Below are 22,402 nucleotides of genomic sequence, written 5' to 3' on the forward strand. Positions count from 1 at the left end.
TCCTCGTAGAGGTCGTCCTCGGTTGTCCTTCGTTTCCCGTCTGAGTTGTGGTCCCATTGACCCAGCCGCTGCACACAGCCCCAGCGGAGCGGAGACGATGTGACGAGTTGCAGCGGCATATACCAGCCTAGCCACTCGTCACATCGTCTCCGCGGCACCGCGGTCGTTGCGTTATTAATCCCCGATGCCGGTGCGATCTGACGGGTAGGAGAGATCCGCCCGGCTAGGTTGGACCCCAGCCCTCCGCTTTTCGATCTATGTCTCGGTTCCCCCGAGCTAGGCTTTGTCGGCCTTCACGAGTTAGCCGCGCTGCGTGGCGGTCTGGGCCTATCAGCAAAGCGTGATCGCCCCTTCATTATAGACCATGATCGACCGCCCGCGGTCAGCCCAAGCCGCCGCGACGCGGACAGTGGGCTGCCTTCGTAAACTGAAGCGCAAGTACGGGGCTGAGCCGTAGTTGCCGATCTCGGTCTATTATTCGTGAAAATAGAACGTCAATTATATGGATGTTGTCTGCAGCAGCCGCGCCCAAATGCGTAACCCAGGCCCGGCGAGCTATATTACTTGGCTATCAGCGCTGGATCAGATCAAAACGGGCTTCCATCATGCTGATCCATACCCTTCATACGCTCGAAGATTTAATCGTTGCTTCTCGCAATCTACATCAAGCCATGATCGACGAGGTTGCAACCAAGCCGGAAGCAGTGGCTGTTATCCTGGACCAACAGACACCCTCGTTCTCGGCTGCTGATCGCTGCGCTGTTATGCGTCTCGCGGCCGCCACGGCGGGATACGTAGCGACTGTACTCGATGAGGCCATGCCGACGGCCATGGACAGTGCGCGCTGGACGCACACCATCGCGGCCGTAGCGCTCCAAGATCGGTGGGTGAATTATGACCTGCAGGTCTGCCTCGGAGATCATCCAGACGATCCGGGGAAGGTGGAGCTGCGAAACCGGGAGATCGAGTATCTCCGGGCATCCCTGGCTGGTGTTTCCGCAAATACCTTCGGCCGCCTTTTCCAAGACCAACTGGTTAAACCAGCCGTGCAGGAGCAACAGCACGATGTCTGGACCCCTTCGTAAACGCCTCAGAGCGAACAGGTATCATTGCTGCGATTTGGAAAAACTCCTCTGCGGACCCCCTTCGCGATGCCTCGAACTACAGACCGCATGATGCCTTAGGCAGAGCGGCAGCATCGTGCCGGTGTCTGCTCAAGTTTGGGCCGTCCGCTTACGACCCACCTTCGTCGTAAATGTTACTGCGAGCGCCGCCCGAAAGCGAACATAGGACTGGGGTCAATCAGCAGCAGATGACCCCTTGCGGACATTCGACCTGCTCCCGCCGGAGGTCCGGATGGGGTGGATCACAGCTTGTCCGCTATTGGGTACCTGCGTTAGAAAACCGGACGTTTTCCCAAATCGCAACCGTTGGCGGCTGTGCGCCAGAAGCGGACGTTGCGGTCGGGCCGCAGAGTGGACCTTCGGGGACTGTCTCCCGTGTGCTGCGCCCTCGCTGCCAGCGCGCTATAGCGTGGAACCAATATCGAGAATTGGGTGCTGTCCAAACCAGTCTTTGAGCGTCGCCATCGCCGAAGGGTCCAGCTTCTGCGTGAACAAGAGCGCCAGACGACGCTTCGGGCGAGAAACCGCGACATAGAACAGGTTGCGATAGCGCTCATAGGCGGCGGCCTTGGCCGCTATCTTAGCGGGATTCTTCGCCATTCCGAGGTAAGCGTTGAAGTCATACTCGTTCCAACCGCGACCAAATACGACAAGCACGTTCTCGAACTGATCGCCCTTCACGCCGTGCTTAGTTTGAAACGGCGAGTGGCCATCGAGGTAAGTACAAAGGGCAATGACGTCCGCGTAGTCGACATTGTGCAGCTTGCTCAGTTCCTTCTGGCGGCTCGACAACTCCCCCCCGGCGGCGATGGCATCGGCAAGATCCTTCTCCTGACGCTCGACCGTGTCCGACAAGATTGGCAGCCCCGTTGCCTGAAGGTGAGCAATGACTTCGCCGACCTTGCCGGTATCACGCAGCTCGCAAAGGCGCTTCATTGCGCCCGCCCATTTTGCCTTGTCCGCCGGTCCAGACATGATCGGCCGCCGGGCATCAATGGCCTCGAACATCGCGCCGTACTTCCCGTCGAGGAAGGCGCGCGCCGCCGGTTCGAGATGTTCGTGAAAGTACGCGATCACCTCGTTCGCCTTCCTCGTATATGAGTCGGCGTAGCTGAAGACGTTCCGCATTGAGCTGTAGCCCATCTCGGTCGCGAGTGCCCGATGGGTGAGCATCAGGATCTTGGTGTCGCCGGCGAAGTCCCAGCCATGCTCAGCAGCCAGCGTCGCGCGCACCTTCGTCAGCGCGCTTGCGGCCTTCGGCCCAGGCAAGTCACCTTGCCAGTGGTTTTTCGTTTCCCGTGACCCGATCCAGCCGTTCGTGTGGAAGACATGCACCGAGCCAGGCGCAGAAGGGTCCTTCACCGCTTGGGCAAGCTCTGGCCGCATCAGGTTCAATGAATCGACGATGGGCTTCGCGCTGCGGAAGTTGGCCTTCTTCCCGATGCGCTTGAGCGCTTCATGCTCGATGGCTCCGCAGGTGTCATCGTAGATGCGCTGCCAATGGTCGCCGAAGAATCCAAACTGCGGTGACTTCGGCTGGCCGAGGAAGTGAGATGCTAGGCACTCGACGAGAGCCTTGTTGCTATCTTGGTACTCGTCGACCAGCACAATCGGGAACCGTGACGTCACTGTATTTCGAAACTTCTTCGATTTCATCAGCTCGATGAGCACTGGGAAGATATCGTCGTGGTGCAGATTGGCGGTGCTCTCCTCGATCGTGCGCCGCCCGAGAGCATAACCGACACCTGTGATGTTCGCCGCCTTCAGCTCCTCAACGCGGTCGACCCAACCGGAAAGCGTGCGGACGAGCTCAACGAGCCGTTTCTGGAAGCCGCTGATAAGCATCCACGCGAAGGCGTGGGTGGTATCGCAGTAGATCGCCGGGTGGCCGTCTGTCTGAGCGACGATCATATCGCGCGCTACGTTGGTGTAGGTGATGCATGCAACTTGCTGATGGGACCGTTGGAGTTCGCGGGAGCGATCTTTCAGGATGTGTCGCAGCGCTTCGACCAGCGAAAAGGTCTTCCCAGCCCCGGCCCCCGCTTCGAAGACGAAGCTCGACCCGTCATCGAGATAGCCGCGAAGCTCTTCCCACGAAAGAACCGCCGCCGCTTCAGCAGGATTAAGTTCGGTCGCCTCACTCATTCGGCGGCTCCCGTGGTCATCTTTTCTCCAAGATTTTCGATCATGTTTGCGGCCTGTGCTTCAGCCGCCAGCGCCACGCCGGGATCGACAACAGCCGCGTTGCTGTCGGCAAGCCAAACGACGCCATCTTTGATGTACCGGGGCGTCGTCCAGTTCGTTTTGTCGATGGCGTAGGTCAGAGCAAATTTGGACTTCTTCTGCTTGGCCGCCTTATCGGCGGCAGCTTTCGCGAGCGCGTCGTTCGTGGCGCCGGTGATGCCAAACAAACCTTGGTTCGCGAGGATGAAAGCGTCTTCGAACGTGCGGCCACACGGCCCCCCGTCCGCCTCTGGGACCTGATAGGCAATGCGCACCGAGCCGCGGGTCTTCTTCGCGGCGTCAGCCGTCATTGCGACTGCAAGGTCGAATAGGGTCGTACCCTCCTTCACCTCCTCCTCATCGTCATCAGCGAGATCGGCGATCGCTTCGGCTGCGGATTTGACTGCCGGCTCTGCCTGCGGCTCCTCGACTTCTTCAGCTTCCGTAGGGGGCGGCGGATCGGCTTCGACCTCAGCGAACCAGTTCTTGATGCAAGAGTTACTCGTGCTCTCTCCCTCATGGACGAGGCACGCTTCGAGCTTGCTCTTCTCGTTCTTCCTTACCGCATCGAGGTCGGTCACGACCAGGCTTCGCAGTCCAAGGAATTCAAGCAAGGGTATGAAGAGTTGGGCGTATGCACCGCCGACTTCCATGATCGTCGTGTACTGACTGCCGAGCTTCAGGGATGGATCGGCCTGCTCCAATGCCCGCATCACCTGCGGCAGCATCAAACGCTCCGTTGTGCCCTCGATCAGAATCGCTTTGTCCGCGAAGAACAGGTCGCATCGCGTTAGCGTGAGATACTGGTGCAGGAAGTGTGCGACTGGCCCTTTGAGGCCCGCGAGGTCGCTACTTAAATCTTTCACCTGCGTGTAACGGACGCCGACAGGTTGATCCTTCGACGTGATCGCAAAATAGCGGATCGTATCGAACCGCGCTTCGTTCGCGACATGCGGAGAGTGGGTCGAGACGATAAACTGCACCGGCCAGGTGACGTTCTCACCCTCCAGTGCGCAGAGCCTTTTGACAATCAATTGAAGCTGCCGAATGAAGACTTCCTGCATCTGAGGATGCAGGTGCGCTTCAGGTTCTTCGATCACGATGAGCTGGAGGCCGGGTGCATGAGCGTGCGCGCGGAATTCGCGGAAGAACCCAACAATTTTGAGAAGAATGTAGAGGAGGTTCCGGTAGCCGAGCCCGTTGTAAGACTCCGGAAGCTGCACGCCGTTGTGACCCGCATACTGGACCTTGGTGAAATTGGTCAGGAGCTTGCCAATTTCGAGCTTCGTCTCTGGATAGAGCGGGCCGTTATCAAGACCCGGATAGCCAAAATATTCGATGGCCGGCATGAGCTTGGCCAGTTGGCCTTTGAAGTCCCTATCGATCCCCGTCTGAATTTCCTCAACAGCCTTCTTGAGCCCTTCGGCGATATCCTTTTGCGAGCCGTCGGCCGTTGAAACCGAAGCACTTTGGAAGAGACCCTCAAGTACTTTCGCCAAAACGTCGGTGTCACGGCCGCCGGTCCCATCAAGCGCGCGCTGCGCATTCACGAAGCCAAGCGACAAAAGCTTTGTGACGGCCGCCGGCGTCACCTCATGCGTGTTCGTCGGGTCATTGATATCTTCAGCCCACATACGTGTGGTGAAATGGCTGGGAATGCGTTCGGCCAGGCTTCGGAAGAGCGCGAGCTTGTCCGCTTCGGTGTGCTGCGCAGGATCGCCTTCAAGGACGACCTTGCCGTGACCGTCGAAGAGTGGATCAATGCGGCCGTCAGCTAGAGCACGCCGACAAACGATGACCGCCTCGGTACATGTGTCGTCAGTGTCGATTACGAACTCCTGCAACGGTCCGAATTCTGGAACGGCCGGATCATATTTGACGTGAATGCGGAGCTCGATGGTCGGGACCAAAGCGCGGACTTCTTGCGGGTCCGCGTTCTGGAGGTAGGCCCGGTGCGCGGCACAGAAGTTTTCGTAGGACGCGCTGGAGAAGTCCTCGATCTCGAAGCTGCTCTTTTCTGAGAGGAATTTCTTGATGACATCAGACAAGGACGTTTTGCCGCAGTTGTTCCGACCCACAACAACGGTCGTCTTTTTTTCAAGCTGAAGTGAAACGTCATGCAGTAGGCGGAAATTTTTGACTTTCAGTTGACTTATCTTCACGCTCCCATGCCTCCCTATTTTTATTCCCCCACAAGAAGATACACCATCAGTGCAGCCAGGGATAGTATTCAAATGACACTCGTCGAGCAGGTTGTTGGGGAAAGCCTTCCCTGCAAACGCTCTGCTCCGCTTGCACATTCACGTTCGCCGCTTGGCAGGGGGGCCTAGGCGGACCCTGCTCCCAATAGAGTCGCAGGGTCCGAACACGCTCATAACGGCCAGCGCGAGATCCGTACGCGCGAGTTCAACGACTGACATCACCGGCTCCTTTCAGCCACGCCGGCAGCATGACACGAGAATCGGACACCGGCACAGCGCAGCTCAATCGAGCGGCGTCACGGCGCGCGAATGGGTCGAGCAGAACCCGCTGACGCCGCTGATCCCACCATCGATGCGGCTGCTAAAGCCACCAATCGCCGCGATTTCTTCTGCGCCATTCTGAGTGAGCTTGGAGCCATGTAACGCAGTGCTGGATGCAGACGACCGGCCTGCTGCGAAGCGGACCGCCCGAACGTCGCCAACAGGTCTAGGCTGTGTGAAAACGTGCTGATCTGATAGGGTAAATTCCGATCTTGGAGGTCGGGATGAAGCGCTTCATCGCAGGTGAGGACCGTCAGCAGATCACGCTGCTTCCCGATTGCCTGGACGACTATATCACCGCCGACAATCCGGTTCGCCTCGTCCAAGTGTTCGTCGATGAGCTCGATCTGACAACGCTCGGCTTCGCGGGCGCCGTGCCGGAGGCAACGGGCCGTCCCGCCTACCATCCGGCGATCCTGCTCAAGATCTATCTCTACGGCTACCTCAACCGCGTCCCGTCGAGCCGGCGCCTCGAACGCGAGAGCCAGCGCAACATCGAGCTGATCTGGCTGACGGGTCGGCTGATGCCCGATTTCACGACTCTGGCCGACTTCCGCAAAGACAACGGTTCGGCCATCCAGGCCGCCTGCGCGCAGTTCGTAGTGCTGTGCCGCAGACTGAACCTATTCAGCAAGGCGGTCGTCGCGGTCGACGGCAGCAAGTTTAAGGCGGTCAACAACCGGGACAGAAACTTCGCCGCCGCCAAGGTCGAAGCTCGACTTGCCCAGGTCGAGGCGAGCATCGGTCGTTACCTCGCGGCGCTGGACCGGGCCGGCCGCGAGCCAAGCGACATCGCCGAGGCGCACACGACGCGGCTCAAGCAAAAGATCGCTGGCTTGCGCGAGCAGATGCAGGTTCTCCAGGCGAGAGGCCGGCAGGTCGAGGCCGCACCTGACGGTCAGGTGTCGCTGACTGATCCCGATGCGCGCTCCATGGCGACCAGCGGCAAGGGCACCGGCATGGTCGGCTACAACGTCCAGGCCGCGGTCGATGCCGAGCACCACCTGATCGTGGCCCACGCCGTGACCAATGTCGGGAGCGACCGGGCGCAGCTCGTGCCGATGGGTCTTCTGGCGCAGGCGGCGACGGGATGCGCCATGCTCACGGTGCTGGCCGACCGGGGCTACCTCAACGGGGAACAGGTGCTGGCCTGCGAAGGCACCGGGGTGCTGCCCTGCGTGCCAAAGACCCTGACCTCGGGCCATGCCAAGCGCGGCCTCTTCACGGGACAGGACTTCGTCTACGACGCCGAACAGGATCACTACACCTGTCCCGCCGGCCAGCACCTGATCAAGGGGCTCGCCCGGTCCGATCGCCAGGCCGAGGGCGAGGAGATGGACCGCTACCGCAACCTGACGGCCTGTCGCGATTGCGCGCTCAAGCCCCGCTGCACGCCGGCGGAGACGCGGCGTGTCAAACGCTGGGTGCACGAGGGCGTCCTCGACGCGATGCAGGCACGGCTCGACCGGATGCCCGACGCGATGAAGATCCGTCGCTAGACCGTCGAGCGCCCGTTCGGCACGCTAAAGGCCTGGATGGGAGCGACCCACTTCCTGACCCAGACCTTGGCCAAGGTCAGAACCGAGATGAGCCTGCAGGTTCTGGCCTACAACATGAAGCGGATGATCCAGATCTTCGGGGTCGCTCCGCTGATGGCGGCAATCCGGGCCTGAAGGCCACCGCTTCGCTCTGCGACACTCTCAGGACACTCGCCTTGAACCTGAGGGATCTAGCGTTCTCACACGGCCTCGGTCATTTCTTGCTGTTCGGCAGAGGCTAGGTCTATGTCCGCTTTCGGGTGACGCTCGCAACAACATGTACAACTATATTGGGTCGACATCCGCCAAACCGCCCTCCGGCCGGATTGGGTGGTTTGCTGCTGGTCCGCTTTTGGCAAGCTATCTTGCAAAACCGGACGTTCTCCCAAATCGCAACCGTTGGCGGCTGTGCGCCATGAGCGGAAGTTGACCGCCTGCCCGGGAGCAGACGTTCCGCATCCGACCCAGCACGGTCGTTCGGCTTCCCCTAGCCAATGCCCGGAAGCATACGTCAAACGAGGTACAACTGCGCGAAGTACGCTGGCCAAATACGGAAAGGTAGCTTCCCATACTGAAATAGTGATAGCGGGTGTTTCACGATCATGAAGGAGATATTCGGCCAACTCGTTTGTCCCAGCGGCAGCAATCTATAGCCCGATCTCGTCGGCATTCAGACCGCCAAACTCTTTTCGTCAGCGGTAGTACGTCACTTCTATAGCGCGGACCGCCTCGGCCATGCTCCGGGCTTACGAAAATTAATACGTCCGCCTGCGGCAGCTTGGAGATCACATACTAGGGCTTGTGCGCCTTCGATCCCATCTGCCTGTCCTCGTCCTGGCTCGTAAACCATACCTGAGGATGGACGACACACGGGGGGTGACGGATCACCTGGTTTTTCCGGCTGCAAAAATCTGTGGTTGCAGCTTCTGGCGATCCTGTCAGAACCGCTTGCGGAGGAATTCTGGCATGGATGAGCGGCTCGCGCGCAATATTGGCAACATCCCGACGCTCAAGGACCTATCGCAATTGGAAGCCAATGCGCGTGCGAAGGAGGCACTGACCCCGGCGATCAGCGCGGCGATCAAAGCCCGCTCTGGCGAACTCGGACGTAAGTTCATCACGGAACGCACCGGGCTTGATCTCACCGAGCTGTCGCCTGCGGAAGAAAAGGTTATTCAAGCGATCAGCGTCTATGCGGCGGTGAAGAAGCGCGCAGGCAGCAACACTAACCGTACCTTGAACCAGATCAAGGAGCATGGCTTGCTCGGCGCGGCCGAACGGGCCGTGGCACGCGCCAAGCCAACGATGGGCTTCGCGACGCTCGCCGAAGAGGATCAGCTGGGGCTGACCTACGAGCAGATCGTCATCGACCATGCCGATGAATTCTCGCCGCGAGCGCTATGGTTTGCGCGTCGCGCGCTGGACCTGCCGAACGAAAGCGAGAAGGCGCCTGCTACGGCTGTGACGCCGGTCCAATTTCGGACCGAGGTATTGTTGCGGTGGCTGCGAGAACTCAGCCTGGCGAATGGGGGTCCGCTGCCCACCCACACGAACGCCGAAGCCGCCGCGATGCTAGGTATGGACGATATGCATCGCCATGGCCGCGTGTTCGGCAACATCCAGTCGCGCATCGACTATGCGTGCTATGCGCGCGGTCTGCCGCCGCTGGGGCTGACAGCCGAAGCCCCGTTCGATCGCGCGTGGCAACGCGAGGGCCGTTCCTGGAATTTTCCGGTCCCTGCCATGCAGGCGGCCGCGCAGGCGCGTCGCTGGCGCAGTCAGGATTTTGATGCGGTCCTGCAGGAAACCGAACGCTTGCCCGGGCAGGCACATCTGCCGTGGCGCAAGGAGCTCAGCGACCATGAATCGCGTGTCCGGCAATGGGCCTATGGGTTGGCTGAGCAAGCAACTGTAGCGGGCAAGGCTGTGGACGAAGCGGCGGTCAACGCCGATGCCGACGAGCCGATACGACGAAATCCGATTTGGTCGCGGGACGAGCTCATCCTCGCGCTCGATCTCTACCTTCGGCATCGCGATGCGCTCCCCGGCAAAGAGAGCGCGGAGGCAGTGAAGCTATCCGAATTTCTTGGTCGATTGAGCGGCGCACAGGGCAACACCAACACGGCAACCTACCGCAACGCCAATGGCGTTTACATGAAGATGAACAACTTCCGCCGCTTCGATCCGCGGTATCTGGCGGAAGGCAAAGTCGGGCTCACGCGGGGCAACAAGGAAGAGAAGACGGTCTGGGCAGAGTTCAGCGCCGATCCTGCAGCGCTCGCCGCCGCGGTGACACGCATCCGCCAGTCACTGAGTGAGGAGGCGCTGCCGACTGCGGCTACTCCAGCGCCGGGAGAGACGCCTTATTGGGTATTCGTCTGCAACCCGAAAAAATGGGCCATCGACCGCTTTTTGGATCGCAGCATCGAATTCGACACATGGGGCGTGCGGCCTTCCGACCGGGGAAAGTTTGCGCCGGGCCAGCTCGGCATCGTGCGCGTGGGCGTCGATCATCGTACGGTTGCCGAGCGCAGTGGCGCACCACCGTTAGAGGCGGGCATCTATGCGGTCTGTATGTTGGAGAGCGCGGCTTTCGCCGGAACGGGTGCCAGCGATGAATTTTGGGGAGAAGGCCAGGGACGCGCGCCCGGATGGCCAACCGTACGGCTGCGGTATCTGCGGACTTTTGCCAGCCAGCCCCTGACGATCGCGACCTTGCGCGCTGAAGCACCTGATCTGTCGACACTGCTGCTTTACGGCTTTGAGGCTGCGTCTTTTCCGATTTCAGCATCAGATTTTCATACCGTGATGGCGCAGCTGGGCGAGCCCCTCGAGAACGTGACGTTGGTAGCGAAGCCGCCGCCCGAAAATCCTGACGAATTGGCCGCGCTGGAGCAGAAATACCAAGATGCTAGCCCGGAAGTGAAAGAGCGTGTCAGCCGCATAATAGAGCGTGGCTCGGTGGGCGCGGCGGTGAAACGCGCGAACGGCTTCCGCTGTCAGTTGTGCGAAGCGCTGGGGCAAGATCCGATCGGCTTCAAGAAAGCCAATGGCGAGCCCTATGTCGAAGCCCATCACGTGATGCATGTTTCAACCAAAGCCTTGGGCTCGCTAGCAGCGTCCAATATTATGACGCTCTGTGCCAATCATCATCGCGAAGTTCATTACGGCGGCATCACCATCACGCCTCATGCGGAAGTGTTCGACGTGCAGATTAGTGGTCAGCTGGTGACGGTGCCTCGCTGCATCATTCCGGCTAAATCGCCATAAAAGCTTGCAATTTTTTAAAATATTCCATAAAATTTATTAGGCTATGGACGATATGCTGAAAAAAAGTGTCCCAGCAAAAAATGCGTTCAGTGTTTCACGCTTCATTTCGCTCGGGGGATTTGATCGTTCGAACATCATCCTGCACTCACGGCGGCAACATGCCGTTGGCCAAGGTGGCTTTCACTCGGGGTTGCTAGAGCGCGCCGATAGCAGCGTGTTGTTCGTGCAAAAAGAAAATTCTATCGAGATTATATCGCCGAGCCCTTATCGCTATGTCTACGACTGCGGCTCCAAAAAGCTTGCTGACTGTGAGCAGTCAATCGAACGTTTTCTGGTGGACTGCCACGATAAAAATTTGGACCTGCTATTTCTATCGCATTTCGACAATGACCACGTAAATGGCGTGCCAGCTTTACTGGATAAACGTGGTGGCTTGCACGTTGACACCGTCGTGATGCCGTGGGTTGATGACGTCGAGAGGATGATTGCCTGGGGCAAAACCACAGCATCCCGTGCCTCGTCGAGTGACTTTTATTCAGCGTTGTTGGTCGATCCCGAGGAAGCGCTTAGACCCTTCGATCCCGCGCGGATCATTTTCGTGCGTGCTGCGGGTGACGACGTACCCGAGGCGGGGGTCGTTGATATCGGACCGCTCGGCCCAGGCGGCGAAGGGCCATTCCGTACCAAGGTCGCAAGTATCGGTCGCGATGGTTCGAGGCGACCTCCTTACGGGCGGACGCAGTATTCAGGCCGCACACAGGTGCTGGTTGTCGACTCTCGCGCGGCCATTGAGGTGAGTGGGGGCGCCGGTTTCTTGTGGCTATTGAAGCCCTACGTGCGCCGGACCGATCCCGTCATCGTTGCCAAATTCGAGCGCGCGGCAGAGAAAAAGCTCAGTTGGACTTACGGTACATTCCGAAACGCGGTCTCGGACAAGGCGGTCCGTGCGGAACTGGTGCGCGATGTGAAAAAGTCGGCGGCACTCGCGGCGGCCTATAAGTCAGCCGTAGGTAACCGCAACCTGACGTCCCTTTGTCTCTACTCTGGTCCAGATGCGACCGATAACGAACCTGCACCTATGATGATTCGGCTCGGTCCAGATCGGTGCGGTCTAGCCACGCGGATTGGCTGGCTTGGCTCCGGAGATATCTCGCTCGCCGCGCCTGCCGATGGCCAAGCCTTTCTCGATCACTATGCGACAGAGCTGACCGCCGTCACCAGCTTCGGCCTCCCCCATCATGGTGCTAAACCCAATCACTCTAAGCACGTGCTTTCCGTGATAAACCCAAATATCTGTTATGCATCGGCCAAGCCACCGAAGAACTGGCAGCATCCCCATCCCGACGTCTTTGCGGATGCGCAAAGTATTGGTGCCCGCACATTTAAGGTATCCAACCACGAGAAATCAATGCTAGACGAAGCGTTTGCCATTGTCGGATGATCGCGGACATTACGTTTAATCCGACTTGACTGGTATTTTGGTCCACGCTGAGTGGAGGCTACTCTATAACCGCCGGCTGTTCGTGGATGTGACCAGAGCCAACGACTCCACGGTCACGACTGGCAGCTTTGGCGCTAGGGACCCGCTCTGCCTTATGTCCCGCCACCCCCATCGGTATGTCGTAGGTTGAGCGGTCGGTCGAGAGACTAAGGCGCGGCGATGCTGTCCTTACCGCAACTTTATCGGACGACGGGGAACTCAGTGCGGCGGCTTGAAACAGGCCGCCGCGATGTCCGTTAAATGTCTGTCTGCTGAGACATAACCAGCGCGTCGTCTGCCTCGATGCCGAGGTAGCGTACCGTGCTCTCCAGCCTGGTGTGGCCGAGTAGCAGCTGGCAGGCACGTAGGTTGCCCGTCCGGCGGTAGATGAGCGCGACCTTCGTCCGACGCAGGCTGTGCGTGCCGTACCCCGCCGGGTTGAGGCCGATCAATGCTACCCATTCGTCAGCGAGCCGACCATACTAGCGCGTCGTCAGATGCTCGCCCGGGCGGCTGCGACTCGGGAACAGCCAATCACTCGCACGAAGCTCTCGCAGCTTGAGCCAAACAGTCAGCGTCTCACGGGTGGTTTCGGTCAGCTCGAACGGGACGGGTCGGCCCGTCTTCTGCTGGACGATGGTGGTGCGCAAGCGGTCCCCGTTGCCGAAGTGGACATCTGCCACGCGCAAGCGGACCAGGTCGCAGCCACGTAGCTTGCTGTCGATTGCGGTGTTGAACAAGGCAAGGTCGCTAGGGTCTGGACTCGATCAGCACCAGAAGGCGATGACGGCAACGAGTGCGACGGCCGAGACGTAGTTTCGGGCTAGCTTGTCGTAGCGGGTGGCGATGCGACGGAAGTCCTCGAGGCGATTGAAGGTCGCTTCAATTCGCCAGCGTTCGCGGTAGCGGCGTTTGTCGTGGCGGATCTTCCGCTTGCGGCCGCGCTTGCCGGGGATGATTGGCGTGATGTCTTTTTCCCGTAGGTCGGTCCGGAGCCAGTCGGCGTCGTAGCCCTTGTCGGCGGTCAGACGACGGATCCGACCGGGCGCCTCGGCGAGCACGGCTGGGGCGGTGGTGACATCGCTGGCATTGCCCGGCGTCAGCAGGAGGACGCCGGGGCGGCCGAGGACATCGGTGAGGACGTGGATCTTGGTCGTCTGGCCCCCGCGGGACGGGCCGATGCCTTGCGCACGAGCCCCCCTTTGCCGCCATGCGCCGAGCGGTGAGCCTTGACGTAGGTGCTGTCGATGGCGGCCGCCTCGCCCACCCATCCGCTCTTGGCCAACGCCGTCAGCATCGCCCGCCAGAAGCCACGGCGGGACCAGCGATTGAAGCGGTTGTAGACGGTCGTGCGCGGACCATACGCGGCTGGGCAGTCGCGCCAGCGGCAGCCTGAGGTGAGCACGTGCAGGATGCCGGAGATGACTTGCCGATCATCGTTCCGCTCTGGCCCGGGCTGGTTCGTGGGCATGAACGGTTCCATCACCGCCCACTGCTCGTCGGAAAGCCAGAACAGATCTGCCATCGCCGCCTCCATGCTGCAAACGGCGGCTCTGAATCACAAAACGATAACGCTCGCAACGCCTTGGTTCGGTTCACACCCTAGTGCGGCCCTCGTGCTGCAGCCGGGTGCGGATCGCCCAGATATGCTTTGGCTTGAACGGCCGTTTGGGACCGATGAGGCGGCCAAGGTTCCACGATCGGCGGGTGGTGTCGCTGGTTGAAGGCATGACGGAACTCCGTTTTTGAGGAGCCTTCAGCATCTCACTGCGATCCGGCTACACCACAGCTACGCGCCACAAGCGGCCGTTCGAACAGAGCCATGAGAATGGCCGCTTAGCCGTAGAAAGCCGCTGCCAACGTGGAACAGCAGGTCCGGGTGCGGATCAACGCATTTAACCGGGGAGCCGAGGCCGACGTTTCGGCAACTCTGCAACCGGAACACCGTGGGAGCCTATCACCGAAGCTCCTCTGGCCGAGCCGAACGACAGAACGTTGGAACAGCGGCACTGTACAAGCGACTGTCACAATTCAGCAGGCGGCTGCGCGGCCGCACAGCGTCGATGGCCTACCCTCGCTTCAAGCGATCCGTCCGTCAGGGTCGGTCGTATCGTCTGCGACCTTCATGAGCCGGCGAACGACGACGGCCAACGCCGCCGCGGCCGTGGCAGGTGGAGCGTCGAGGTCGAAGCAGGCAGGGAGCACGCGGATCGGTCCAGCTCGGAGCGGCCCGGTGACGACGGGCGCCGGGTAGACGAGGACTGCTAGGTCGGCACCCGTCGCCGCGGCATATGCAACGACTTGGCGAACGTCGACAACCGCCTCCTTGTACTTCCTATCCATGACCGCCAAGGCACGTCCGGCGCGGTCGGTCACCACCAGGTCGGGTTCGAAGGCCATGCCCTGACCCAGGGGGATCGAGGCTTCGGCTCAAGCCGGAAGTCAGGGGCCAGGGCTTCGGCCATCGTGACCGCCACTGCCCGCTCGAACAGCGTTGGTAGATCGGCACCGAACGCGAGGAACTCACTGGAGCCCAATCCGCCGGCCGGGCCGATCCCTTCGGGGATCAGAGCGCACAGGGCGTGGAGCTCCGCATAGTCAGCGTCGGCGCTCGCGTAGCTCCTGCCGCGGCATTCAGCGGCTTCGGACGGAACGGTCAGGACCGCCGCGAGCGCTCGCTCCAACCGTTCCGCCTCCGACCTCAGTGCCGTGTCGGCATGCGGGATCCACACGGTCCTGCGGCACTCTCGCCGTGCTCGACATGTCGAAGCGAAAGGTCGGTCAGAGAGCCGCGGCGAGGCCGACCTGGAGCCTGTATTGCCAAGTCAACGACTGGCAGAGGCCGGAGAGGTCGGCATTGATGTGGGCGGCATCAACTCCGAATTTGAACAGGTTGCGCTGCATCGGCTTACGGGATGCGACGGGAATGCGGAATGTGTTGGCGGAGAGGTCGTCCGGTACCCAAGCCGTCTGGGGTTCGGGATGTACGCTGAACAACCCCTTCTGGCTCGCGATGCGTGGAGCGAGGGCCGAAGGCAGCAGGAAGCCGACGGACGTCACTGCGAAAGGATCCGGTTGGACCCCGGGCTCGATCAACCGTTTGGTATCGAGAGGCACTGCCTGAACCATTGCATCCGTATCGTACGGTGCCGAGGAGACGGCGAAATAGGCGGCCACGAGCGGGTTCGTGGACCAGTCCAGCAGCCGCGTCGGCAGCCCGTAGTGTTGAGCAAGGGCGAGCCAGTCCCAGTCGGTGGCACCAGGCATCGATACGTACAGCCGAGCCTCCCGCTTGAAGTCCTCGAAGATCCGGCGCTCGTCGCGAGCGTCGTAGAGGCCTTCACGCCCGGCCCCGGGCTTGCATTCGAAAGCCGAGGAAGCCGAGCCGCGGAAGACCCATCGCGACTGCATGCGCATCTCGACCCAATCGTTGAATTCGGCCCAGAGATCGCCGGCTGCCGGTGCACGACGTGAAGGTTCGGGACCGGCGAAGTCTCGCGTGGGCCGCCGAGGCCGCGGCGGCGGGGGACGACGGGGCTTGCTCACGCCGAGGGCTCCGATCGGGCGGCGGTGCGCCAGCATGCGATGCAAGATTTGTAGATCGCCGTGGCGAGATCCTTGACGATCTCGCATCCAGTCCCGTCGAAGACGGCAGGGTCCCAATCCGGCGTCGCTTCGGCCAAAAGTACAACGGGAAGGCCGCTCGCCTTGGCGAAGCCCACATGGACGTTCGTCAGCGGATCGCGGGCATCCCCCAGGGCAAGCAGCGACGCGGGAACGCCGGGTTGACCGAGGCCCCATCCGCATTGGTTCGTCGCGGCCTGAACGCCCTTCGGAAACGCGATCTCGACCTGAGCGCCCAGGTCGCCCAGGACCCTGCGCGCCTCCTCGAAGAGCCAGCGCTGCGACAAGGTTAAGTTCGGCCCGGACAGGAAGACGGTCCAGGAACCCTCCGGGCGGGACACGGGCGTCAAAGAAGACAGGTCGTCGCCGGCGGGAAGGAACCGGTCGGGTCCGTCGTTGTAGAAGGCGACGCTGCGAGAGGCCAGGGTCGCGGCTTCGACGGGAGGGAGGTGCTTTTCCCCCCACCAGTACGCGAAGGCCGCGGTGAAGACGTCACCCTCTCCGATTCGGAACCAGGCGTCGGCGGCATGGCACGGCACCTCGACGCCGGGCCGTTCCCCCACGTAGACGGTGGCACCACCGAACGGATGCCGCGCGACGACGACATCGGCCCTCTCGTTCCTCATCAACGAAGCCGCGGCATCCCTAAGGTCGCGCGGCTCGGGGAGCCGGGCGATGTCGAGCAGATCCTCCTGCTGGATCACGTATGCCAACTGTCCGACCTCGACCCTGGCCGTTCTGAAGGAGGCGTCGGGGTGGGCTGTGCGGGGATCGTAGACGACCCGCTTGGCTGTGATCCGCGCGGTGCCTTCCAACATGCCGAAGGCCAGTACGACGCTGCCATCGACCACCAGCGGAGGATGCCTGTCGGGTTTCGGAAGCGGTCTGCTCGCGTATTCCTTGAGCAACGCATACCAGTAATCGAACTCGAAGGTCTGACCGATGCGGGCGACGGTCGATACGACGCCTCGCGGATCGAGCGATGCCTTCAGGTCATCGATCCACTCGATGGGGGCGTAGGTGTGTAGGTGGAGGCCGGGGCACAGCTCGCTCAACGCCATCGCCGCGCGGAAACCGGAACCCTGCATCCTCGCCCATTCGGGAGACGCGCAGGTCTCCCAGTAGGTCCCTCCGACGACGATCATGACGAGACCCGCGATACGCTCACCGTGCAGCGTGTCGGGCCGACGGCTTCTACGACGGCCTCATACTCGGTCCCGCCATCCAGGCAGTCCAGCAGCGCCGCGAGGCCCCGGAAGCCCGACAGCGCGCCGACGACCTTCCCGTCGACCGTCTCGCAGACCGCGGCGCTGGTCCCCGCCTGCTCCTGAATCCGGACGTCCAGGACATCTCCATGCCGGATGCCTCGCGTGGCATCCCGTCGGACACCGACGAGATCGATGGTAAAGGCGAGGTCGCAGTCGTCCCGGCCTTTCGTGACCTTCCCGATTCCGTCCGGCATCCGACGTCTTGGTGGTGGGCCCCCTCCCATGCCTCTATGCCCTTTCCGGCTCGTATGGCGCTTCGGCGCGCCGCTTCGAGACATCGCCGCCGTGCTTTCCCTCGCGGAAGCGCCTCAGCGTTTCCCTGTGCTTGTTACAGCCCGGGCATCGTCCGCAGGCGTACTCCATGACGTGACAGGAGAAGGTCGCCCCTAGGATCCGCTCGGGGATGCCGGACGTCTCGAGGAGCGCTGGTCCATCTAGGCATCGGGCCGGCGCCTTCACTCGAACACCACCCTCCTGGACCGCCATGACGCGGTCCATCGCACGTAAGAAGGGTGGGCGGCCATCGGCATGCACGTCCGTTGCGACGCTGCCGATGAGGAGCTCGGTGAGACCCTCGCCGACGAAGCGCATTCCCGCGAGGGTCAGAAGCATCTGATTGCGGTATGGCCACCATTCCGGGCCGCGGCCGAGCTCGGAGGGCGGCTTGCCGGCCAGCGGACCGAGCCCCAGGCCCGACAGGTCGACCTTGAGCGTTTCGAGGCGAAGCCCCAACTCCGACGCGATGGATACGGCCGCGGCGTGCTCGCCCACGGCGGCGGCCTGCCCGTAGTCGACGAAGAAGCCGACATCCGGTTTTTGCCACCAGGCCAGGGCGGTCGAATCGAGTCCGCCCGAGAAAAGCAGCACCCTCATCGCATGGAGGCCCAGACCGCGTGATACAACGCGGACGCGAGGTCTTCGACGATGGAACATCCCGTCCCGGACAGCATCGTCAGGTGCTCATTGCCGAGACGCTCGGCCAAGGCCACGACCGGGATGCCCTTGACCCGGGCATGGCCGACTTCGAAGATCGTGCCCGGATCAGCGCTGTCCACGAGCGCCAGCACGGCGTCGCAGCCGTCGAGGCCGGCGAGGTCGGCAGCTGCGATGGCCTGCGCCCCACCGACGGTCCCGACGTCATGGAACGGGGAGAACACCGAGGCGCCGAGGTCGATGAGCCGGGTGCGTGCCTCCTCGATCAACCAGCGTTGCGCGATGTCGAAGAACGGTCCCGCTAGGTAGATCCGACCAGGTTCTCCACGCGTCGAGGTCAAATCGTCCGAGGCTTGCAGATCCAAAGGCAGGGAGCGGCTCTCGACGTAGCGGGAGGCGGCGCGGGAGGCGATGTCGGCGGCCTCCACGGCATCGAAGCCCTTCTCGGCCCAATGATGCGCGAACGCGGCGCTGAAGACGTCGCCCGAGCCGATCTTAAAGACCCGCCCCGAAATGTATGCCGGCACCGACACGGCAGGACGATGCGATCGGTGAACTCGCGCGCCGGAACATCCGCGCTTGACCACCACGACATCGGCGGCGTGGAGGGAGCGGACGATGTCGCCGGCTTCAGGGCCTCGCACCCCCGCGATGGCTTCCGCCTCGGCCTCGTTCAAAACGACGGCCAGGGCCTCGGCGCTGGATCCGTTGTCGCGGTAGGCGGCGAGATTGCCGCCTTGCGGGTCGTGGACGGCGTGGCTGGCACGAACGACCGCGTCCCCCTCGATGAACCCGAAGCGGAGAACGGCGGGGCCCTGCACGGAGAGGGGGGCATTCACGCTCGGGCAGGAAGGGGCTAGACTCGCCGGCGAGAGGGGATGGAAATACGAGAAGTGGATCGCCTCCGGTATCGGCGTGAGCGTAGTCGCGACACCGTAGGCCCGCATGGACGCCTCGACGTCCCGCAGCCAGCCGGAGAACGCGTAGCTGTGTAGGCTGCTTCCAGGCGAGAGCCAGCCCAGCGCGGCCCCTGCCCGGCAACCCGATCCGAACAATCGCCGCCAGACCGGTGCCTCGCATGTTTCGAGGTACGTGCCGCCCGCGACGATCACGTCCGCACCGGATCGACTAGGACGCGGCAGCGAAGCGCTCCGAGTTCGACGATGACGGCCACGTAGCGATGTCCCGCGCGGAGGCACCCGATCATGCGGTCGATCCCCTCCACGTTCGCCAAGGTTCCGGCGATGCGACCCGCTTGGCGTTCCACGCAGGCGACGGCCTCGTAGCCTCCGAGCGGGCGAAGGACGACGTCAAGCTCGTCTCCGGGTGCGAGTCCGGAGACGATTTCGGCGCGGACCCCGGCAAGGTCGACATCGAAGTGGATGTCGCAGCCCATGGCGCCGGTGCCTCCACCTTGTCCTCTGCCGACCTGCTCGAACGGTGGCGAGACGCTCGTGGAGGGGGCGGGGACGTTCCCGACGATCGAGGAACTACGGTTACGGGTGGTGCCGCCCATACCTGCCCATCACCTTGCGAGGACTGCTAGACCACTCCTTTTAGGATCGTCGTCCTCACGACGTCAAATATGAGCACCGCCCATGTTCCGCATGCACCGCCACATCACGGCATCGACCAGCGAGGCACGGGCGCCGAGGGCGTCGCAGAAGTCCAGGAAGCGTCGTTCCATCGCTTCGTAGTCGCGCGGAAGCCGGACGGGCTCCGGAAACAGGCCTATGCGCAGGCCGGCCCGGATGACGTGTATGTCGAGGATGGCGACGTTGTCGGAACCGAGTAGGTTCCGCACGATCCAAGAGGCGGTCTTTGGGCCGATCCCGGGAATCGCCAAGAGATATCGGCGCAGGGCGAGGTCGTCCCCGCAGGGCGCAGGGTGATCTTCGAGGTAGGACAGGGCGTACGCGAGCCGTCCGGCCCGCTGGTGCGGGAATCGGTAGCGCACGCTTCTTGTCCCGACCGTGACCGGCAGGCGCAGTTGCGCCTCGATCTCGGCTGCCGAAGGCCTTCTGCCGGCCTCGAACATGCCTTTCCCGACGAGCACGTCATGGACGGCGCGATTGACCTCCGCCGTGATCCCGTAACCGCCCAACAGGCAGAAGCCGACCTCCTGGGCGAGGTCGCCGTCGGAGGACACGAAGCCGTCTCGTTCGGTCGCGAGCGCTAGCATCGACGACCAGAACGCGGCGCTGAGGACCCAATCGGGGCGTCCCCAGCGCACGCCCGGGAGCAATTCCGCCTCGGGGTCGGTCGGAAGTGCCGCCCTTCGTTCGGTCGCGATTGTCGGCGCGTGCATGACGGTTGCTCTTGATTATTCGTTTGCATTCGATCTTAATCGAGGGATGGCTTCGGACAAGGCCTTTCCTTCGGTCGAGGACATCGACGTCCCGCGGTTGAGGGCCGCGATGATGACGCTGGGGCTGACGCAGGCGGAGACAGCACGACGCCTCGGCACGTCACAGGCGACCGTCTCCAAGATCCTCGCTCGCAAGCAGAGGCCTCGAGCTGCTCTTCTCGCTGCCGTCGAGCGTCTTTGCGAGCCGGTGGTACTGGACGGGGCCGACGACCTGATGCGAAGGGCCTCGGGTATGGCCCGCCGATCGCCCGCGTTTCGCGAGTTCCTTGCGGCCGCCCTGAAGTTTGCGAATGATGGCGAATAATTCAGATCGAGGCGAGGGATGCGCGAACCTGTTTCGACCGTCCCTCGAACGGATGCATCATCTCTCGGACGGCGTTGGCCGACGCTTCTCGAAGCCCAGTGAACCACGGCGGCCTTTCGGAGAGCGGCTGGTCCAGGCCGTTATCCAGGGCTGCCGTGGGGATCGGTTTGCCGGCGTGACGTGCTAACGCATATGCATGGGAGAAAGCGATTCCGAACAGTGTGCGGTCGTACCCAAGGGACGAGGTCTCGACGCTCGTGCTTGCTCACTGGCTTCCCGGAGCCGTATCCGGCCTAATCGAAGCGGGCTGGCGTCTCCGGGACTTTGTCCTGGCGCGCAATCTTTCGCCGAACCAGTGACGGCTCCGTCGGGATGCGTGCTCGGCGAACACCCGCTTGATTTCCGGCTCGGGCAACCTCAGACCGGCGCAAGTCGATGCCGAAGGATGCGGTGGTAGGCGCAGGGGTCGAGAAAAGTGTCAGGTCCAGCCGGCGAGCCCGCGCAATTCTCGAATCCGATGGCGGCTCGGCCTGAGCGGCTTCGCGAGTACCAAGGGTTCATTAAGGTCCGGCTGGCTCACAGCCGCGGGCGCAGCTACCTCATACCCGACGTGCTGATAGCGGTTGCGGGTAGCCGGTACTTCTTTCCGTCGTTCTTCTCGCCTCCGAGGCTCGTTTTCGATATCGAGCTTGGCCGCCATTTCGTCGATTTCGACATGGATGTCGGCGCCCCGCGCGCAGACCTGCAGGCTCGCATCAAAATTCGTGCGCGTTCCGAAGATCGCATTCGGTCCTATCCCGATGGTGCGCAGCTCTATCGGTGCACGATCCTCGGCCCTCGACGCCTGCATGCCCTCGCCAAGGGTGAGTGCCGGCAAGCGTCAGATGGCGACTACTCCCTCAGGGTCTATCACCACACCGCCTGCGAGACGGTGCCCAAAATCGAGGCGAGCGGCGTGCTGTGGTCGTCGTCGTGGAACCTCGCAGGGACCCGCGAACTCGCCAACGTCTCCTATGGCTACTTCACGACGCTTCCAAACATCCGTGACCGCGACGATCTCGCGCGCGTCGCGATGGCGACTACCGGCATCATCCATATGCAGACGACCTCGGATCGACCGGTTGAGGACGTGCTCGATCTACGGGTCTTGCGTCGGAGCACGAACGAGCATTCGCACGCCATGGTGTTCGACGTTCCGTGTGGACTCGTTGCGCCATGCCACCTTCTCTTCCACCCCTTCGCTCGCGGCCAGCCTGCCTATTACGAAGTGATGGGTCCAGAAATCGTGCGAGTCGGTGTCAAACCCGGCGTCAACTTGCTGATCCAGGGGCGAAACATTAGCGTGGCAGAGGAGGACATGCGGCGATTTACCTATGTCGTGGCTGGTGATGCCTCATCCGTCACTGGCCTCGAAGCGCCGTTCAAGGAAGATGAAACCGAGCAAGTAGGACACCTCGACCAACTCAACGATGAAACCGATCTGTTCGATTTCTGGATCGCGCATCGGAATTCGGATCAGGTCTCGGGTCGCGAGATTGATCCGCGTCTTCTGAAGCCACGGTAAAAATAGAGCCGGTTTCTTGGATTGGCTCCCGGCATGGAAACGGGTCTTTGCTTTGGTAGCGCGCCGAGCCGACCGAGCTGTGGGCCCGGATGACTTCCACCCCGTTTGCCGCCGTCCCGCTCGCGCTGCCGTACCGTACCCGTCGCGGTCGAGGTGCGCCCTGCACCTGCCGTGCCAAGCTTGG

Annotated in this window: 18 protein-coding genes and 3 pseudogenes; 7 read left to right on the top strand and 14 right to left on the bottom strand. The window is 62.0% G+C overall.

The window, feature by feature from the left end; translation table 11 throughout:
* Positions 1-228: 228 nt before the first annotated feature.
* The gene (locus tag ASG51_RS23725; protein WP_244480225.1) at positions 229-426 is read left to right on the top strand and encodes a DUF2958 domain-containing protein; all 198 of its coding nucleotides are present in this window, start codon (positions 229-231) and stop codon (positions 424-426) included.
* Positions 427-605: 179 nt separating this feature from the next.
* Positions 606-1,085, top strand: a complete 480-nt coding sequence (locus ASG51_RS21755; protein ID WP_156389818.1) for a hypothetical protein — start codon at positions 606-608, stop codon at positions 1,083-1,085.
* A gap of 441 nt (positions 1,086-1,526) precedes the next feature.
* On the opposite strand, the gene ASG51_RS21760 is transcribed toward ASG51_RS21755, so the two are convergent.
* Positions 1,527-3,269 carry a UvrD-helicase domain-containing protein gene (locus tag ASG51_RS21760; protein ID WP_056382974.1) on the bottom strand — a complete coding sequence of 581 codons (1,743 nt, stop codon included), beginning with the start codon at positions 3,267-3,269 and terminating at the stop codon, positions 1,527-1,529.
* Entirely contained in the window at positions 3,266-5,509 is a 2,244-nt protein-coding gene (locus ASG51_RS21765; protein ID WP_056382975.1) for an ATP-dependent endonuclease, read from the bottom strand. The genes ASG51_RS21760 and ASG51_RS21765 overlap by 4 nt, the downstream gene beginning before the upstream one ends.
* A 584-nt stretch (positions 5,510-6,093) precedes the next feature.
* Here ASG51_RS21765 and ASG51_RS21770 point away from each other — a divergent pair.
* The 3 genes and pseudogenes from ASG51_RS21770 to ASG51_RS24435 all read left to right on the top strand — a co-directional run bounded on the left by ASG51_RS21770 (position 6,094) and on the right by ASG51_RS24435 (position 12,118).
* Positions 6,094-7,542, top strand: a pseudogene (locus ASG51_RS21770) (IS1182 family transposase).
* A gap of 831 nt (positions 7,543-8,373) precedes the next feature.
* The gene (locus tag ASG51_RS21775; protein WP_056382977.1) at positions 8,374-10,677 is read left to right on the top strand and encodes an HNH endonuclease; all 2,304 of its coding nucleotides are present in this window, start codon (positions 8,374-8,376) and stop codon (positions 10,675-10,677) included.
* A 43-nt stretch (positions 10,678-10,720) separates the two neighbouring features.
* Positions 10,721-12,118, top strand: a complete 1,398-nt coding sequence (locus tag ASG51_RS24435; RefSeq protein ID WP_156389819.1) for a hypothetical protein — start codon at positions 10,721-10,723, stop codon at positions 12,116-12,118.
* Positions 12,119-12,414: 296 nt separating this feature from the next.
* Here ASG51_RS24435 and ASG51_RS24710 read toward each other — a convergent pair.
* The 12 genes and pseudogenes from ASG51_RS24710 to ASG51_RS21835 form a co-directional block, all read right to left on the bottom strand.
* Positions 12,415-12,897: pseudogene (locus tag ASG51_RS24710) on the bottom strand (tyrosine-type recombinase/integrase).
* 27 nt (positions 12,898-12,924) lie between these two features.
* Positions 12,925-13,682 (bottom strand): IS5 family transposase gene (locus ASG51_RS23730; protein ID WP_156389820.1). Its coding sequence is split into 2 segments (ribosomal slippage): positions 12,925-13,352 and positions 13,352-13,682, totalling 759 coding nucleotides; the frame shifts between segments, so codons are not numbered across the junction.
* Positions 13,683-13,758: 76 nt separating this feature from the next.
* Positions 13,759-13,887: pseudogene (locus ASG51_RS25270) on the bottom strand (integrase); the annotation flags it as partial.
* Between the two features lie 349 nt (positions 13,888-14,236).
* Complete coding sequence (locus tag ASG51_RS21795; RefSeq protein WP_056382980.1) at positions 14,237-14,557, bottom strand: hypothetical protein; 321 nt, start codon at positions 14,555-14,557, stop codon at positions 14,237-14,239.
* On the bottom strand, positions 14,530-14,841 hold the full coding sequence (locus tag ASG51_RS21800) for a hypothetical protein (protein WP_162245258.1): 312 nt from the start codon (positions 14,839-14,841) through the stop codon (positions 14,530-14,532). Before ASG51_RS21800 ends, ASG51_RS21795 begins: the two co-directional genes overlap by 28 nt.
* Before the next feature lie 97 nt (positions 14,842-14,938).
* Positions 14,939-15,574: an FRG domain-containing protein gene (locus ASG51_RS21805; RefSeq protein ID WP_244480226.1), complete on the bottom strand. Its 636-nt coding sequence runs from the start codon at positions 15,572-15,574 to the stop codon at positions 14,939-14,941.
* Between the two features lie 125 nt (positions 15,575-15,699).
* Entirely contained in the window at positions 15,700-16,926 is a 1,227-nt protein-coding gene (locus tag ASG51_RS21810) for a hypothetical protein (RefSeq protein ID WP_056382983.1), read from the bottom strand.
* Positions 16,923-17,243: a hypothetical protein gene (locus ASG51_RS21815; protein WP_244480227.1), complete on the bottom strand. Its 321-nt coding sequence runs from the start codon at positions 17,241-17,243 to the stop codon at positions 16,923-16,925. The genes ASG51_RS21810 and ASG51_RS21815 overlap by 4 nt, the downstream gene beginning before the upstream one ends.
* A 34-nt stretch (positions 17,244-17,277) precedes the next feature.
* Positions 17,278-17,922, bottom strand: coding sequence for a 7-cyano-7-deazaguanine synthase (locus ASG51_RS21820; RefSeq protein WP_056382986.1), 645 nt, complete (start codon positions 17,920-17,922; stop codon positions 17,278-17,280).
* Positions 17,919-18,659, bottom strand: a complete 741-nt coding sequence (locus ASG51_RS25275) for a PfkB family carbohydrate kinase (protein WP_244480228.1) — start codon at positions 18,657-18,659, stop codon at positions 17,919-17,921. The genes ASG51_RS21820 and ASG51_RS25275 overlap by 4 nt, the downstream gene beginning before the upstream one ends.
* Before the next feature lie 431 nt (positions 18,660-19,090).
* Positions 19,091-19,498 carry a hypothetical protein gene (locus ASG51_RS21830; RefSeq protein ID WP_156389821.1) on the bottom strand — a complete coding sequence of 136 codons (408 nt, stop codon included), beginning with the start codon at positions 19,496-19,498 and terminating at the stop codon, positions 19,091-19,093.
* 63 nt (positions 19,499-19,561) lie between these two features.
* Complete coding sequence (locus ASG51_RS21835) at positions 19,562-20,290, bottom strand: hypothetical protein (RefSeq protein ID WP_056382993.1); 729 nt, start codon at positions 20,288-20,290, stop codon at positions 19,562-19,564.
* On the opposite strand from ASG51_RS21835, the gene ASG51_RS21840 reads away from it, so the two are divergent.
* On the top strand, positions 20,289-20,654 hold the full coding sequence (locus ASG51_RS21840; RefSeq protein ID WP_082514182.1) for a helix-turn-helix transcriptional regulator: 366 nt from the start codon (positions 20,289-20,291) through the stop codon (positions 20,652-20,654). The genes ASG51_RS21835 and ASG51_RS21840 overlap by 2 nt on opposite strands.
* 475 nt (positions 20,655-21,129) lie before the next feature.
* Complete coding sequence (locus ASG51_RS21845; RefSeq protein WP_162245259.1) at positions 21,130-22,218, top strand: hypothetical protein; 1,089 nt, start codon at positions 21,130-21,132, stop codon at positions 22,216-22,218.
* Positions 22,219-22,402: the final 184 nt, after the last annotated feature.

The organism is Methylobacterium sp. Leaf465 (assembly GCF_001424705.1).
In the GTDB taxonomy this organism is placed as follows: domain Bacteria; phylum Pseudomonadota; class Alphaproteobacteria; order Rhizobiales; family Beijerinckiaceae; genus Methylobacterium.